Origin of the sequence: Brachyspira innocens ATCC 29796, assembly GCF_000384655.1 — a bacterium.
Classification (GTDB): domain Bacteria; phylum Spirochaetota; class Brachyspiria; order Brachyspirales; family Brachyspiraceae; genus Brachyspira; species Brachyspira innocens.
Genome location: NZ_ARQI01000091.1, coordinates 1 through 17,861 on the forward strand (window position 1 = coordinate 1; position 17,861 = coordinate 17,861).

The 17,861-nt window shown below is 27.7% G+C and carries 13 protein-coding genes; 4 read left to right on the plus strand and 9 right to left on the minus strand.

What is annotated here, in order from left to right:
- Nucleotides 1-494 precede the first annotated feature (494 nt).
- The 3 genes from F811_RS0104110 to F811_RS0104120 form a co-directional block, all read right to left on the minus strand.
- Nucleotides 495-3,647, minus strand: a complete 3,153-nt coding sequence (locus F811_RS0104110; RefSeq protein WP_020004022.1) for an efflux RND transporter permease subunit — start codon at nt 3,645-3,647, stop codon at nt 495-497.
- Nucleotides 3,648-4,271: 624 nt separating this feature from the next.
- Nucleotides 4,272-8,099 (minus strand): DUF445 family protein, encoded by a 3,828-nt coding sequence (locus F811_RS0104115; protein WP_020004023.1) that lies wholly within the window; start codon nt 8,097-8,099, stop codon nt 4,272-4,274.
- A 19-nt stretch (nt 8,100-8,118) separates the two neighbouring features.
- Nucleotides 8,119-9,177 (minus strand): hypothetical protein, encoded by a 1,059-nt coding sequence (locus F811_RS0104120; RefSeq protein WP_020004024.1) that lies wholly within the window; start codon nt 9,175-9,177, stop codon nt 8,119-8,121.
- 156 nt (nt 9,178-9,333) lie between these two features.
- On the opposite strand from F811_RS0104120, the gene F811_RS0104125 reads away from it, so the two are divergent.
- The 4 genes from F811_RS0104125 to F811_RS0104140 all read left to right on the plus strand — a co-directional run bounded on the left by F811_RS0104125 (nt 9,334) and on the right by F811_RS0104140 (nt 11,317).
- Nucleotides 9,334-9,729, plus strand: coding sequence for a hypothetical protein (locus F811_RS0104125; RefSeq protein ID WP_020004025.1), 396 nt, complete (start codon nt 9,334-9,336; stop codon nt 9,727-9,729).
- A gap of 81 nt (nt 9,730-9,810) precedes the next feature.
- Nucleotides 9,811-10,263: a Spy/CpxP family protein refolding chaperone gene (locus F811_RS0104130; RefSeq protein WP_020004026.1), complete on the plus strand. Its 453-nt coding sequence runs from the start codon at nt 9,811-9,813 to the stop codon at nt 10,261-10,263.
- Nucleotides 10,264-10,280: 17 nt separating this feature from the next.
- Entirely contained in the window at nt 10,281-10,832 is a 552-nt protein-coding gene (locus F811_RS0104135; RefSeq protein WP_020004027.1) for an RNA polymerase sigma factor, read from the plus strand.
- The gene (locus F811_RS0104140; protein ID WP_020004028.1) at nt 10,829-11,317 is read left to right on the plus strand and encodes an anti-sigma factor; all 489 of its coding nucleotides are present in this window, start codon (nt 10,829-10,831) and stop codon (nt 11,315-11,317) included. Before F811_RS0104135 ends, F811_RS0104140 begins: the two co-directional genes overlap by 4 nt.
- Here F811_RS0104140 and purN read toward each other — a convergent pair whose 3' ends face one another.
- The 6 genes from purN to infB form a co-directional block, all read right to left on the minus strand.
- Nucleotides 11,318-11,881 (minus strand): phosphoribosylglycinamide formyltransferase, encoded by a 564-nt coding sequence (purN, locus tag F811_RS0104145; protein WP_020004029.1) that lies wholly within the window; start codon nt 11,879-11,881, stop codon nt 11,318-11,320.
- On the minus strand, nt 11,869-12,882 hold the full coding sequence (gene purM, locus F811_RS0104150) for a phosphoribosylformylglycinamidine cyclo-ligase (protein ID WP_020004030.1): 1,014 nt from the start codon (nt 12,880-12,882) through the stop codon (nt 11,869-11,871). The genes purN and purM overlap by 13 nt, the downstream gene beginning before the upstream one ends.
- A 160-nt stretch (nt 12,883-13,042) precedes the next feature.
- A complete protein-coding gene (locus F811_RS0104155) occupies nt 13,043-13,720 on the minus strand; it encodes a hypothetical protein (RefSeq protein ID WP_020004031.1) in 678 nt (225 codons plus the stop codon).
- Between the two features lie 13 nt (nt 13,721-13,733).
- The gene (locus F811_RS0104160) at nt 13,734-14,642 is read right to left on the minus strand and encodes a hypothetical protein (RefSeq protein WP_020004032.1); all 909 of its coding nucleotides are present in this window, start codon (nt 14,640-14,642) and stop codon (nt 13,734-13,736) included.
- 15 nt (nt 14,643-14,657) lie between these two features.
- Nucleotides 14,658-15,200, minus strand: a complete 543-nt coding sequence (locus F811_RS0104165) for a hypothetical protein (RefSeq protein ID WP_020004033.1) — start codon at nt 15,198-15,200, stop codon at nt 14,658-14,660.
- 297 nt (nt 15,201-15,497) lie between these two features.
- The gene (gene infB, locus F811_RS0104170; RefSeq protein ID WP_020004034.1) at nt 15,498-17,834 is read right to left on the minus strand and encodes a translation initiation factor IF-2; all 2,337 of its coding nucleotides are present in this window, start codon (nt 17,832-17,834) and stop codon (nt 15,498-15,500) included.
- Nucleotides 17,835-17,861: the final 27 nt, after the last annotated feature.

Genomic DNA, 17,861 nt, shown 5'->3' on the forward strand with positions numbered 1-17,861 from the left:
ATTTTTAGTATATACCTAAACAATTACAATTTGTCAAAATTAATTTTTTAAATTTAAAATATTTGCAGGGCTTTGCCCCGCACCCCAGTTCTTTTATTGATATAAAAGAACCAAAAGAACTGCATTTTTAGCCTAAATTTAGGGATATACACTACATTTAATACATATATTTAAAATATAAAGTTCTAGTAATTTCGTTTTTCACGAAGCGTGCCGACAAAGTCCACCTGTTGTGTTGGCAAAAACTTTGGCAAAGCCCGCAGAGAGTGTGCGGCAAAAAAGTTGATAATTCTATATAATGTACATCAGTTGACAAAATGAAATCGTTCCAGTATATACTAAAAATTTTTAAGTTTGTCAATTACACAAAAAATTTATTACTAATTTTCTCGATTACTTTTTATACAAATCCATTAATTAAAAAAATAGGCTTTACTATTATTATTTTTAATAACAGCAAAGCCTTTAAAATTATTTAATAAAAAACTTATAAATCACTTACCAGTTGCATTTATAGTATCATAATTTGAAAAATCATCTCTACTTTCCAAATCTTTTTGCTCATAGTCTTTAAGAGGTATTTTATTTCTTATAGCAGCATAAACTGTAGGCACTATAACAAGGGTAAATGCTGTTGATAATAAAAGCCCTCCAAGTATAGCAAGAGATAAAGGCTGATACATTTCATTCCCGCTTCCGCCTGATAATGCCATAGGCAAAAGTCCAAGTATAGTAGTGAGTGTTGTCATAAGTACTGGTCTTAAACGTCTAGGTCCAGACTCCAATGCTGCTTCATCTCCGCTTATACGTTTTTCATGCATAAGCTGATTCATATAGTCTATAAGTACAATACCGTTATTTACTACAATACCTATTAATACAATAAATCCTATTCCACTATATACACTCAAAGTCTGACGTCCTATAAAGAGTGCTATTAAAGAACCAGCAAACCCAAAAGGAATTGCAAGTGCTATAACAAAAGGTGCTATAAAAGATTCAAACTGACTTGCCATTATAGCATAAACTAATACCAATGCTAATATCAAAGCCTGAAGAAGCTGTAAGAAAGCATCATTCATATCTTCAAAATCACCTGTATAATTAATATTAAATCCTGAAGGAATAAATACTTCCTGTTTTATTTTTTCCTGCACATCTGTCATTATTTCGCTTAAAGCTCTGTTATATCCTGAGGCTTTTATGGTAGTTATTCTAGTGCTGTCTTTTCTCTCTATCTCTGTAGGTCCGTAACTTTTTTCAACAGTAGCTATAGATGATATAGGAACTATGCCGCTTGTAGTAGGTATCATAAGTCTTGATATATCATCTATATTCAATCTGTCTGGCTCTCCCAACTGAACATTAACATCTATATCTGTAACATCAGAATTGGCTGGAGTCATAGTTGTAGCTGTAGTTCCTGCAAAACTTGTTTTAATAATATTTGCTATAGTGTTTACATTAATACCCATTTTGGCAGCTATTTCTCTATTAACATATATTTTAAGTTCTGGATTGGAATCATCTCTGGTAAGTCTAGGCTCTCTTATACCTTCTATATCAGATATTGCAGCTATTATATTATTAGCTATTTCTGTAGCTTTATCCAAATCATCGCCTACAAGTTCTATCTCTATTTCATTTCCTCCTGTTCCTCCGTCTCTTCCTCCGCTATTTATTGCCGAAGTTGTTATAGCAGCTATATTAATTTGTGCAGGATAAGAAACCAAAGCATTTCTTGTAAACTCTATATATTCATCAACCGATTTTTTTCTTCCCTCGCTTTTATCTCTTAACTGTACTCTTATTTCTGCTTTATTTTCATCAGAACCTGATTGTACTCTTGACTGCATTCTGTCAAAATCTTCGCCTATGAGATTTTGTATATCGCTTTCCATTCTAGTAACAAATGATTGTGTCTGCTCTGATTTTGTACCTACTGGCATTTCTACATCTATCTTAAACTGACCTTCATCTGAAGTAGGAAATCCCTCTTTACCTATAAAAGTTAAACCTAATGCTATTATTACAAGTACGACAGACAATGAAGAAATTAATACTTTCTTTTTATTTTTTATAGAATAATGAAGCACTTTAGAATATAAATTATTAACTCTGTTATGAAAGTTTTTATTAACAAAATTTTCTATAGGTATTAAGAACTTAGTTTTTTTATTCGTTACAAGTCTAGCTCCAAGCATAGGAACTATTGTAAGAGCTACAAATAATGAACCTATCATAGAAACTGTAACTGTAATACATAAATCTCTAAATAATTGTCCAGTCTGCCCTTCAACAAAAAGAAAAGGTAAAAATACCGCTATAGTTGTAAGAGTGGAAGCTGATATGGCAAGTGCCACAGAAGAAGTACCGTTTATAGCTGAAGAATATTTTCCGTATCCGTTATTTCTATAATAAAATATATTTTCTAAAACTACAATGGAGTTATCAACCATCATACCTATACCTAAAACAAGTCCTGATAATGAAATAATATTTAAAGTAATACCCATAAAATACATTAATGTAAATGTGATTATTATTGATATAGGTATAGAAATCGCTATTATAGAAACTGTTTTTATATTCCATAAATAAAGCATTAATATAATAACTGCGAATAATCCGCCCTGCCAAGCAGTATCAAGAACTCCGTTTATAGATTCATTTACATTGTCTGCATTATTAAAAAGTATCTCATATTCTACCCCCTCTGGAAGAGTAAGATTTGCAAGCTGTTTTTGAACTGCTTTAGATACATTAACAGTATTTCCTCCAGACTCTTTATTAACAGATACTGATATTGCAGGCATACCGTTAATCTTTACTATCTCAGAATCATCACTGTATCCCTGATAAACTCTGCCTATATCTTTTAATTTTATAGGTGTATCATTTGTTTTTAATGCTACAACAGTATTTTCTATATCTTCTACTGTTGTAAACTCCCCCATAGTTCTTAAAGTGTATTTATAAACTCCTTCATAAGTTTCACCGCCTGATAAGTTTTGATTCTCACTTGAAAGAAGAGAGACTATTGTATTAATATCTATTCCGTATGCATGAAGTCTATTTAAAACCAAGTCTACTTTCATCTCAGTTTTAAGTCCGCCTCTAATCTCTGCCCTTGCTACTCCTGAAGCCTGTTCTATTTTATTTAATATTTGATTATCTATTAAAGTATACAATGCCCCCAAATTATCCGTACCGAAAAAGGCTATTTCCATAACTGGCATCATGTCAGTAGAGAATTTAAATACCGTAGGACTATCAGCATCATCTGGAAGCGAGTTTTTCACTCCGTCTATTGCCTCTCTGATATCTGCAGTAGCAACAGCTAAATCAGTACCCCAGTTAAACTCTATAAATACGCTTGACTCACCCTCTTGTGAAGTAGAAGTTATTGTATTAATATCGCTTACTGTAGCAACTGCATTTTCTACAATCCTAGTTACAGATTTTTCTACCTCTTCTGGTCCTGCATTCTCATACTCTGTTCTTACAGTTATATAAGGAAGCTCCATATCTGGTAAAAAATCTACTGCTAATTTACTTAAACTTACAAAGCCTAATATTAATACTGCTATCATACACATAAAAACCGCCACGGGTCTTTTTACTACCAATTCTATAAAATTTCTCATTCGCTTTTCACCCCTAATATTTAATATATAGCATACAATCTATTTTTTTTATTTCATTATTTAATCTTTAGACGAATAAAATAAAAAAAAGTTTTAAACATATATTTTATATACTTAAATTTTGTATCTATATACAGTGTATAATAGCCTTGTTTCAAAACTAAATTTATTAATATTTATAAATTTTTATTTAACATTTTTAAATTATAGTTGTGGCTTTGCTGCGAAGCACACAGCGTGACCGCTCTGCGTGCTTCGCAAAACACCAGTTCTTTTATGACGCCTGTCCACCCGTGGCGTGGTATAAGGCACAGCCCGCCTTCGGCGAGAACCATACGCTGTACGCCTCGCTCTGCGTGCCGTAGGCAGGCGAAAGAACTGCATTTTGTAGCTTAAATATACAGTTTACACAACATATAAAACATTTAATTAAATCGTAATTAATATTATTTAATTTAGCATAAAATAACAAACTTACGAAATTGTTTGTCAAGTACTTTTGAAACAAGTCCAATAAATAATTATAACCTAAACAATTATATTTATCAATTTATATGTATGTTTGTTTCAAAACTAATTTTATTTATAGTACTATACAACAAATAAATAGTCAAAACATAAAAATCAATCTGAAATATTTTTTAATATGCTAATAATCATAGATATAGATAAAATTATAGTCATTATTATAAGAATAATATTAAGAATATTAAAAGCCTCTGTATTAAAAGTACCTATATACTTTATTATAACGAGAAAAACTCCTACAAACCCTCCAAACATACCGTATAATTTAAGCCTAGTTAAATATTTCTTTGCAAAAGAATTAAATACATCATGTATATTTTTGGCATTCATCTTATCTATCTCTTCTTTTGTAATAGAAGAAAAATCTATTGCCTCTATAATCAAATTAATATCATCTTCAGCACAATTAATAATCAAATTAAGAAAATAATATTTTAATTTATCATCTATAATAAAAGGTATATCATTTCTAAGTTTTGAAACTATTTTTTTTATCTCTTCAGATATACTTGAGCTGATATATTCATTTTTATCTAAATCATCAAGAATATTATAAATAGATTTTATAAAATTATCCAAATCAATTAAATTATCATCATTTGATATATAAAGCAAAAGACTCTCTATATCTGTATATTCAAAAATATCTTTTAATATATCATCAAAATATTTTTCTATATTTAAACACTCTTTTATAGTAATAGGATATAATGAGCTTTCTATATAATTTTTAATATCTTCTGTAACCTTATCTCTGTTATTATAAATATTTATGCATAATTTTCTAATGAGTTCATAAAAATAAATATCAGTATTTTCTAAAAAGAATTGAGTATACTTTTCTATTAATTTAGAATCTATATTATTAACAGAAAAATCAAATAATTTATCAAAAACATTTAATATCAAATCCTGATTATTATTTATAGTGTCATTTAAATATTTTATTAAACTATTCTCCTCATAAAGTTTTTCATTATTATTTTTTCCAATAAAATAAGAAACATTTTTTGATAAAATATTTTCATCTAAAAAATTAAAACTTATATTCATAATATCATATTTCATATCATCAATAAAAATAAGAATCTTTTTATTAATTAAATTTAATATTATTCTGTCTGTCAAATCTATAACCAAATCATTTTTTAAAGGAATATCTTTTATAATAGTATCTCTTATCTCATACCTATTTTCTAATAATGTTTCATTTAATTTTTTACTCATCATAGAAAATATAAACTCACTATTAGCCCTAACAAGGTTTACAATCTCTCCTCCAAACATTTCTTTTATTTTTTTACTGCTGTTTTTTGATATTTCATTATCAATAAAATATGTAACAATATAAAATATTCTATCCCTTACAGAATTTGAATTAATAGCTTTTAGAGCATTTAAGACTATTATATTTTTAAATTTACTTAAATCTTTTATATTATCTATTATTATATTTTTTATAATGTCTTTTAAGTTTATAATATTAATATTAGAAATTAATGACTTTAATAATGAAAATATATTATTATTTATATAGTTTATTAATACTTCTTTATTATTTTTTATAATATTATAGAGATAATTATTTTTGATAATTAGATTGATAATACCAGTCTTTATAAAATCGATATTATTAGTTATAATATTATTAATACTTTCTTTTAAAGATAAAAATATATTTAATTTATTTATTTTCTCATCTTCTAGCATATAATTAAAAAACTTTTTATAATTATCTTTTATCAAATTATCTTCTATATCTTTTTTATTTTCTAAAATATTAATAATACCTTCTTTTTCCATAAGCCTATCATTAACAAAATCAGACATTGAAGAGGCAAATCTGCTTTTCTCGCATGCAACTGCCCCCCAAAAAACTTTTTTCTTTATACCGAATAAAGGCTCATAAGGCTTGAATATAGAATAAATAGCAAGAACATTAGTTATAAATCCTATAAAAGTATATACCAAAGGCTCTGCTATATAATTTAAATATCCTAAAGAAGGATTAAATGAATTGACTGGAAATAAATACGCTGTTAATAGTCCGAATACAAAACCCAAAAAAGCACCTAATATATTTATAGGCTCTAATTCCTTACCCATAAAATCATTGGCCATTTTTGCTATTTCATCTTTATTTAATTTGCCCATATTGTTTTTTATTATTTTTATTACAATAGAATCTATTACTGATGAAATAAAATCTTTCTCTTTATTTATAAACTTTATTATTGAACTATATGCATTATTATCCAAAAAATTATCTATTTGTTTTTCTTTTTTTATAATTATTTCATTAATATTATAATCAGAATATTTATCTATAATTGTTTCAAATAAATTAATTATCTCTTCATAAATAGAATTATTAAATAAATCATTAATAGTTTTTTCTTTATATTTTAAGTATATATTATATAAATAATCTTCTATACTTGATTTATTTTCTTTGATGATAACACTAATATCAAAACTATAAAAAAACTTATTTAATGTTTCTTCATCTATAGAATATATTTTTTTATATACAAGTGCTAAGATCTTATCAAAATTTGAAACAATATATTTAATAATCTCTTTTTCAAAAAAGCTGTATAATTCTTTTATCATATAAGAATCAGCTAATGAACCTATATTCATATTCAAAAACTTTTCTATCAAAGAATCTGGAAACTCTTTTATATTAAATATCACAATATCTCTTACAGTATTTTTTACAGTCTCTTCATTAACCTCAATACTTTTTAATATTTTAGATATTTTTGTATTATTAAGATAATTTAGTATATCATCACATACTGCCTTAATTAATTTATCATTATTATCTTTATATTTTTGAGTATATTCTATAATTTTATTAACTATTTTATATTTTGAAGCTATATCATTTAAAAAAACTTTTCTAATAGCCTTTACTATAAACTGCCAAAAAACTCCGTCTATATTTTCTATTTCTTCATCAACAGCTTCTTCTATAATGCATTCTAATTTTGACTTATTTTCATTTATTATAGGAATTATTATATCTATTAATTTTGGAAGTATATCTGATACTATATCTTTAATTCTATCTGATATATTATGATTTAAAAGTTCATATATTGTTTTATCAGTATTTTTTAATTTTAAATATAGTTTATCTATTATATAATCAATTATATCTTCAAATTCTTTCTTAATTGATAATTCTTTGATAATATCTTTTATCTCTGAAACGTCATTTAGAGAAAATAATTCCTTTATTTTTTTATCAGATAAGGAAGAGAAAAAATCATAAAAAAGATTTTCTATATTTAAATTATTAATTAAAGATATTAATAAACTCTCTATTTTTTTATTATTATTTGACAAGTTATTAATAATATTATCAGCTATTTCTTTTAATATATCTTTATATTTTTCATCATTATTTTTATATATTTTATTTACTGTATTTGATATAAAATGATTATTCTTCTCATAATATATAAAAGAATCTGTAATACTTTTTATAATATGCCTAAATTGATTTTCATCTATTAGTTGTTCTAATTTTATATTTTTAGATAATTCATTTAATATTGTTGTTATATTTTCATTAGCATCTGTTTTTATCCAATTTATTGTATTATATTTAGATTCATTAAAACCTGTTACATCTTTAATTTTTATATTTGTTTTTGATATTAATTGATTTTTTATTTTCTTAAAAAACTCTTTTATATTTTTTTGAAACTTATCTTTTATTATTTCTTTATATATAGAATCATAATTTATAATCTTTTTAGAAATCATAATACTTATTTCATCAATAAATCTGTCTTTTTCTCTAGCTATTATTCCATTATTAGAAAATAACTTTTTTAATGCTATTGTGTTGGTATAATAACCAGCGGCAGCTCCTAGAAAAGCACCCAGCATTAATTGAAAAAACAAATCCATTTCTATGTATACTACTCAATCATTTCTCAAAAGATTCTAATTCTTTGCATAGCTTTACAAAATCTTCATAAACAGTTATAGACTGCAGATATCTCAAATCAAGCATATACCCAGAATCAATATGCTTGAAAAATTCTGCATCCCAAAGTTCAGTTTGTATAAATCCTTTTTTATAATCATATTTATAAGGCTCAAATTTAAATGAATATGCCCTAAAATATTTTACCTTAGCAAAACATAATTTATATATTCTAAAAAGTATCCCTATAGTATCATTTCTATTTAAAAATTTATCATTAAATATTAAAGTTTTATGCGAGTTTTCTTTCTCCTGATACCAGCCATTATCTTCTTTTTTTAAATCGTATTTTTTTATAATATTATCTTTATCTGATGAATAAAGCGAGGTAAAATCATAATCATACCTTACCTCTTCATTTATAAACTCTACACCTTCGCATACAATATAAAAATACCCATTTATATCATCAGCCTTAATTTTTACTATAAGAGAAGACTTTTCATCTATAATATTTTTATAATTTTTAATATCGTTAAAATCATCAGAAGCATAAAATACATCGTACTCATTAGGGCAGGCATTAAAATATTTTGAACACTCTACAAGAGAAGCATTTTTAAAAATTATTTCTATACTATGATAACAGCTTAAATCATTGCTGGCAACTATATGCAAATCTTTCTCATAACTAGCAATCATAAAATCAAGCCACATATTATCTTTTATAATATTATTTATATTTTTTATTCTTTCTTTTAAGTTAATAAAATTAATCTCTTCAATATACGCCTGAAACTCTACTTCCATATATTTGAAATTAGTAAATGCTACTTTATCATCATGCTCTAATATTTCTATATATACAGCATCATCTATATAAAAAAGATATTTTTTGTTATCATTAAATAATAAATATCCTTTTTCAGTCTCTTTCATTTCAGCATTAAGTTTAGATTTTATGTATCTTATTAAATAAAACATATCATTTTTTAGGTTTTCGCTGTCAATGATTTTAATTTTTTTTGATTTTTCATCTAAAGAAATTATTTTATACATTTTTATATCCGAACCCTTTATATTTGTAATTATAATTATTATAGTACAAAAAATTAATTTTTTAAAGATTAAAAATAAAGTTATTAATAGGAACTTTTATCTTTTTTTATTCGTCTAAAAAATTAAATAATTGTATTTGTAGGAGGAATTTTATGTATGAAAAAAATAATAATTATTAGTTTATTATTTGTATTGAGCAGTTTATATGCTGAGGATAATTTTTATATAAATGATAATTCATTAAAAGTACTTCATGATGCGGGAGTTAAAATAAATAAAGAACAAAGAGAAAATATTGATTTAATAGTAAAAAAATATATGCCTTATGTCAAACAATTACTATTAGAAATAAAAGATATAGAATCAAAACTTAATAATGAATATAAAAAAACTGACGTTAATCTAAATATAATAAAGGAATTAATATTTGAAAAGAAGATAAAAGAGGCAGATTTTGACTATATTATAATGTCATGCGACTTGGATATATTAGAACTGTTTTCTAATGATGATATAAAAAGAATAAAATACTACATAATTTTTAAAAAATAAGGGAACTTTTAACAAGTTAATATCGTCTAACTAATTAAAGATAATAGATGATATATAATAAACAGATAAGGAGAGTCTATTATGAAGAATAAAAAAATATTTTATGCGGCATGTTTGATATTTGTATTGTCTTTATCTCTTTTAGCACAGCCAGGACCAAAAGGACCGGGACCTCATGGACCAAGACATAGAAGAGGAGCTGAATTTGATAAAAGATTAGGTCCAGATCCTTTGCAGTACTTTAGAAAAATAGGCATAACACTTACAGATGAGCAGGCAGAACAGATGTATGATATAGCCATAAGATTTATCACTGAAGATGAGCCTATCAGACTTGAAATAGAAAGAATAGATAATGATATAAGAATAGAGTTAATGAAAGAAAATACTGACAGAAATATATTAAAAGAATTAATAAGAAGCAAAAAAGAGCAGGAAGCCTTGAGAGATTATTTAAGAATAGTCAGAGATTTGGACATAATAGATGTACTTACTCCGTACCAAAAGGCTTTATTAAATAAAAAAATACAGTAGTAATAGGTTTATAAGGTATGAGCGGTGCTGAGATTATGGCGTATGAAGATAATATAGAAGCTTTTAAAGCAGGTAATGAAGAAGCTTACAAAGAGCTTGTAGAAATGTACAAAAAACCACTGTTTAATTTGGTTTATTCTATAATTGCAAACAGCGAAGAGGCGGAAGAGATAGTACAGGACGTTTTTGTAAGTTTCTATATAAAAAGAGAAAGCTTTGAAGGCAGAAGTAAAATATATACTTGGCTTTACAGAGTATCTTTTAATAGAGCAGTAGATCATATAAGAAAAAGAGAAAGAGAGAAAAAATACAGGATAAAAGAATATAGAAACTCGGAAGTTCAGGAATCTGATAATGATAATAGTATTAATAAGATTATATTAGCAGAGGCATTATCAAAGCTGGAAGATGATTTTCGTATACCGCTTATGATGGCAGAATATGAAAATTATTCTTATAATGAAATATCTGAAACACTGGATCTGCCTGTTAATACAGTGAGAACCAGAATATTCAGAGCTAGGAAAAAACTTTTATCTATTATGAAAAAGATGGGGGTAACTTTATGAAAAATAATCATGAATATTATGAAATGCTTATAAGCAGATATAAAGACAATGATTTAGATAGTAATGAAATATTTGAGATGGAAAAGCATCTATCTACCTGTAAATCATGTCAGAAGTTTAAAGAAGAACTTGATTCTATGTCATCTATACTATGCGGTAAAAAACCTATAGTTGTACATAAAAAGAAAATGTTTAATAGAAATAAAATAATAGCTTCTATAGGGTCTTTGGCTGCTGCTCTATTAATATTTGCAGGCGTTAATAGCCTATATAAACAGCCGTCTGATGATAATTCTGCTATAATAGCATCATCTGATTTGAATACCTCTTCCTCTTCAATGAAAACAGTTATAGACTATGATATAACTGATGAAGATTATACGCCATTATCAAGCTACTTCAGCTACAGCGGCGAAGAAAATACTGATGAAGGAAGCACAGAAATATCAATAATGTCAGCTTATATTTATTATATGGGCAAATAATTAAATAGTTTTAGATAATAGCTTTACAGTTTCAGGCAGTATTCTATGCTCTTGTAAAAGTACTCTTTTCTGTAAAGTTTCAGGGGTATCGTCCTCTTTTACAGGTACTTTAGCCTGCATTATTATATCGCCTCCGTCTATTACTTCTGTTACATAATGTACAGTACAGCCAGATTCTTTTTCTTTATTTTCAATAACAGCCTCATGTACATGTATGCCGTACATTCCCTTTCCTCCGTATTTTGGAAGAAGAGATGGGTGTATATTAATAATTTTTCCTTTCCATTTTTTTATGAAGTTAGTATCTACTATTGATAAAAAACCTGCTAATACTACCAAATCTATATTATTAAGATGTTTGTCTATAGTTTTAAACAAATCATTTTTATGCATCTTTTTATCTATAATAACAGAAGATATACCAAATCTCTTAGCTATACTAATACCTTTGCATTGTCTGTCAGCTATAACAATATCAATTTGATAATCATCTTTATCCTGCATCTCTATTAGAGAAAGTAAATTACTTCCGCCTCCCGAAATTAAAACAGCTATTCTAAGCATATTCCACTCTTATCCTCATCTTCATTTTTAGCAATATAACCAATATCATAAGCCTCTTCATTCATATCTTTCAAATCTCTTATAATATTATCTTTATCATCTTTGGAAGCTATTATAACAAAACCTATACCCATATTAAAAGTATTATACATCTCTTCTTCTTTAATGTTTCCAAGATACCTTATATAATTAAATATGCTAGGAGTTTGAAAACTGTCTTTTTTAATAACGGCTTTATATCCTTTAGCAATAGCACGCGGAACATTTTCTATTAATCCGCCTCCAGTAATATGAGCCATTCCTTTTATATTATATTTTTCTAATAGAGGAAGAACTTTTTTTACATATATTTTAGTAGGAACTAAAAGAGTCTCCCCTATTTTTTCACCTTCAAATACAGCATTATAATCGCGTACAAGTTTTCTTATAAGAGAAAATCCATTGCTGTGAAAACCAGAAGAAGCAATACCTATAACAGCATCGTCTTCAGAAACATTAGATCCGTCTATAATTTTATCTTTTTCAACAACACCTACACAGAAACCAGCAATATCATAATCACCATCTTTATAAAAACCCGGCATCTCAGCAGTCTCTCCGCCTATCAAAGCAGCCCCAGCCTCATAACAGCCGTCAGCAATACCTTTTACTATAAGACTGGCAATTTCACCGTTTAATTTACCGCAGGCTAGATAATCCAAAAAGAAAATAGGCTTAGCCCCATGACAAAGTACATCATTAACACACATAGCAACAGCATCTATACCTACTGTATCATACTTTTTCATAGAAAATGCTATTTCAAGTTTTGTGCCTACTCCGTCAGTACCAGACACTAATACTGGATTATTATATTTGCCAAGTTCATACATAGCACCAAAACTTCCTATAGTATTAAGTACATTTGAATGCATAGTTTTGGCAACTACTTCTTTCATAAGAGAAACAGCTTTATAGCCCTCTTCTCTATTAACTCCGCTGTCTGCATAAGAAATACTCATAAATAATTCCCTTAATTTTTTAGATTATTTTTATTGATGAATAAGATTGAATATAGTATACCAATATTTTTTTTATTTACAAGAATAATTTTTTTATTTATAAAAAAAATAGGTATAGAAATAAAAATCTATACCTATTAAAAGCCGTATTAATATATTATTAAAATGCCAACCCTATAGCAAGTCTTGGAAGAGGGACAAATCTTATACCATGTGTAAAAGAATATCCGAAATCTAATATAGATATATCTATAAAAGGACGTACAGGCCAATTAGCACCCATTTTTGTAAACATATCTATCTTAAATCCCATCTCTCCAGATATATAAAAATTAGCTATAGCACTTTTCTGTTCTTTACCAGCAGAGTAATCCCTTCCATTAACAGCCAATATTGTCATACCTACTTTAGGAAGAAGGAAAAATCCATTGTCTTTATCTCTTTTATTGAAATAAAATCTCACACCAATAGAAGCAGGTATAGCAATAACATCGGCATTATAGAACTTTTCATAATTACTTGTTCCCTCAATAGTTTTTACTCCGTTATAATAACCGCTAAAAGTGTATATACCCAAAGTTGCATCTATTGCTTGTTTAGGTAAATATCTGTAATTGTATGTGAATCTTATTCCAAATCCGCCTTTAAATAATTTTTCAGTAGCACCGTTTTTAGGCTGAAATATTAGATTGGCAACACCTGGTAAAGTTACAGCCGAAAATATAGTAGTACCAAAATCTATACCAACAGCATGCTTTACATTTTCATAGCTTGCAGCATAAATTACAGTATTAAAAGATAATATTAAAGCAAATATAAATATTATAATTTTTTTCATAATCTAACATCCATTAAAATCTTATACTAACGCCTATTCTAGGGAATAAACCTATTCTTAAATTAGAAATTATCTTAGCCCAGCCAGGAACTTTCTCCCAAGCAGGTATAGGTAATTGAACAAAACCTGCAGTAAGAATACCTAAATTTCCCTGCACCGCACTATATAAATTTCCAGTCCAAGGTCTTACATAATAACCTATTTCTAAAAGCCCTATATCAAGCATAGGCTTAACTCTCCATTCTTTAGTAGGGAATAATTCTATATTCCAGCCAATCTCATAAGAAACATAAACAGCCGCATCTGATACTGACTGACTAGTTTTTATACCAGTTAAACCATTTTCTGTTTCTATAGTATAGAAAAATGCATCTATTCCTAAACGAAATGCATTATAAAACTGTCTTTTCTTACCATAAAATCTAACACCGAATGTAGCAGGCATAAATACAAATGAAGATCTGAATTTAGTATCAGAGGCAATTACAGCGGCATACTCTCCCTGCCCCATAGACTCTAAAAGTTTGCCTGCATTTTCTTTACTTATATTAAGTGAATAAGTGCTTCCGTAAACACCTATTCCAGCCTCAAGAGCTATTTGATTATGTACAAATAAAGAATAAGTAACTGAAGGCAAAAACCAAGATGTTCCTTTAGCTTCGGCATAATTAAGATACTCACCCATTGTACCAAAATTTACACCCAAAAAACCAGCTATATGCTTTCCATGAGTAAATATTGTATTAACAAGCATAGGAGAAAATACAGATACTCCGGGGTTAAAATTAAGACTTATCATCTGTCTTCCTTTTATCCAGCTATAATCATCTCCTGTAACCTCTGTAGATAAAGGCAGTCTCTTAGCAAATACAATATTTGACAAACATAATAAAATAAATAATATTATTAAACTCTTTTTCATAATTGACACTCTTAATTAATTTATAACTACGCCTTCTTTAAATCCGCCTGAAGATGCTGTTAGTATATTTTTGATTTGTTCATACTTTTCTTTAGGAAGATTAGTGTTTGCAAGTATTTTATCAGCATCGCTTAAATCAATATTTTCAGCACCATTTTGCATAATGGTATTGATAAGATTACCAATAACGGCCTCTCCTCCCTCATCATCTAACACATCTAATATGGCATCAACTGCTTCTTTACCATTCTGATTAATAGTAACCACAGCAAGCTCATTGCCCATAGGTGCCGTCAATATATAATTGCCATCTATATCATTTTTATATACTCCGCCTATACCAAGAACAGGACTGTCAAATGTATAACTTCCATCATACCCGTTACTTCCTGTTATTGTAAGAGTATTTCCATCTGCTCTGGCATTCTGCCAAGTTCCAGACTGCATCTTTGATAAAATCAAATCTGAAGCTGGTTTTGTTACCGTTATGCCCGTATTTTTTGTGCATGAAATAAAGGACATAACTAACAATGAAATAATTAATAAATATACTTTCATTTTAGATTTCCTAAATTATGTATTTTTCATGTTTATTGTTATATCATATAAAAATAAATAATCAATAATAAAAAATAAATATTTAAATATTTTACATTATTTTAATTATAAATTCTACTATTTTTACAAATATAATAATACATTTTATACATTATATTAGAATATTATATTTTAATATAATTTTTATATTTTATACGCATAATATTATTATACAAAATAAATTAAAAGAAAATAAAAAAAGCAATGAATTTTATATAAATTCATTGCTTATATAATTATTAAAACACAAAAAATATATTATAGATCCTGTGCTATCTCTTCAATCTTGAATATTTCAAGTATATCACCTTTTTTGATATCGTTAAAGTTTTCTATAGAAGCACCGCATTCATAACCAGTAGCAACTTCTTTAACATCATCTTTTACACGTCTCAAACTAGAAATCTTACTTGTATATATAAGTACATTATCACGCATAACTCTTACACTAGCATTTCTTTCTATTTTACCGCTAGTAACATAACAACCAGCAATAGTACCAACTTTAGGAACATGGAATACATCTCTTACTTCAACAGTACCAATATCAACTTCTTTTTTGATTCTTTCAAGAGAACCTTTCATAGCATTTTGAATAGCTTCTATTGCCTCATAAATAATATCATATCTTTCTATAGGTATTCCTAATTTTTCAGCAAGCTCTCTAGCTTTGGCAGAAGGACGTACTCTATAAGCAATAATAATGGCATTAGAAGCATGAGCCAAGTTTACATCACTTTCAGTAACAGCACCTGATGCACTGTATATTGATACAAAACGTATTTTATCGCTTTGTATTTTATTAAGAGCATCTCTCAAAGCCTCAGCACTTCCCTGAACATCTGCCTTTATAATAACCTTAAACTCTTTCATAGCATCAGAAGCTATTTTTTCATAAAGGTTTTCTAAAGTAACTTTAACATTGGCCTTCAAAGCCTCCTGCTGTTTTAACTGAACTCTCTTATCAGCTATAGCTTTAGCTTCTTTTTCATCAAGCATAACATTAAATGATTCTCCAGCTTCAGGAGTTTTTTCAAATCCTAGAACCTCAACAGGAGTAGAAGGCAAAGCCTTTGTAACTCTCTGACCCAAATCATTAACCATAGCCCTAACTTTACCAACGGAAAGCCCGCATACGAAATAGTCTCCAATTTTTAGAGTTCCATTTTGTACAAGCACAGTACCAACTGGTCCTCTTCCTTGGTCAAGTGAAGCTTCTAAAACTATACCTATAGCTTCTCTGTTAGGATTAGCCTTTAATTCAAGCATTTCAGCCTGAAGTATAATAGCTTCTAATAATTCATTGATACCCTGTTTAGTTAAAGCACTAACACCTATATACTGAGTATCTCCTCCCCATTCTTCTGGTGTAAGTCCGTATTCTGATAATGCAGCTTTTACTTTATCCATACTTGCGTTTGGCAGATCCATTTTATTAACAGCAACTATTATAGGTACATTAGCTTCTTTAGCATGATTTAAAGCCTCTATTGTCTGCGGCATAACTCCATCATCAGAAGCAACAACAAGTATTACTATATCTGTACTTTTAGCTCCTCTTGCTCTCATCATAGTAAATGCTGCGTGACCTGGTGTATCAATAAAAGCTATTTCACCGCTAGGTATTTTTACTTTATAAGCACCGATATTTTGAGTAATTCCGCCGCTTTCTTTTGAAGTAATATTACTATGTCTTATAGCATCAAGAAGAGAAGTTTTACCATGATCAACATGCCCCATAATTGTTACTACTGGAGGACGAGGTTTTAAATCTTCTTCTTTATCCGCTTTTACCTCAATAGTAGCTTCTTCCTGTAAAGATACAACATTAACTTTACATCCAAAATCATCAGCTATAATTGTAGCAGTGTCAGAATCTATTATATCATTAACTCTAGCCATAGTACCCATACCCATAAGTTTGGATATGATATCAGAGGCTCTTAAATTCATCTTTTTAGCCAAATCGCCTACAGTAATCGTTTCCATTATGCTGATTTCTTTTTCAACACTAGCAAGTCTTTGTTCCTGCTGACGTTTTTTAGCCTGCATTTTATTAAAGATTTTATTTTCCTGTCTTTGAGCTGCTTCTGCTTTAGAATCTTTCTGAGAAGATTTTTTATCGTATTCTTTTTCTTTTTTCTCGTAATCTCTTTTCTTATTGTCTTTTTTATTATCTTTCTTAAAAGAAGATACATCATCTGCAGGCGGAGCGATTTGCTGTAATTTATTATCTTTGTTTTCTCTGTTGTTATTAAAATCTTTATGTTCTCTATTACCATGAGAATAATTCTTATTTTTGTTTTCTCTATTATCCCTATTATCTCTGCTGTTAGAATCTCTGTTAAAGTTTTTAGCAACATTTTCAGAATTATTATCCTGCTTTTGAACTTCCTGTTTATCAGATTTATTATGTATTATAATTTTCTTTTTAACTATAACTTTTTTAACTTTCTTCACAGCTGCGGTTGCCTGACTATCATCATTATTACTGCTGTTATTATTAGCTTTCTTAACGATAATTTTAGGCTTATTATCAGCTTGCGAGCTTTCCTGATTTAAATTTTTTTCATTATTCTCATTTTTTTGAGACATTATTTTCCTTTCCCATTTATATTAGAT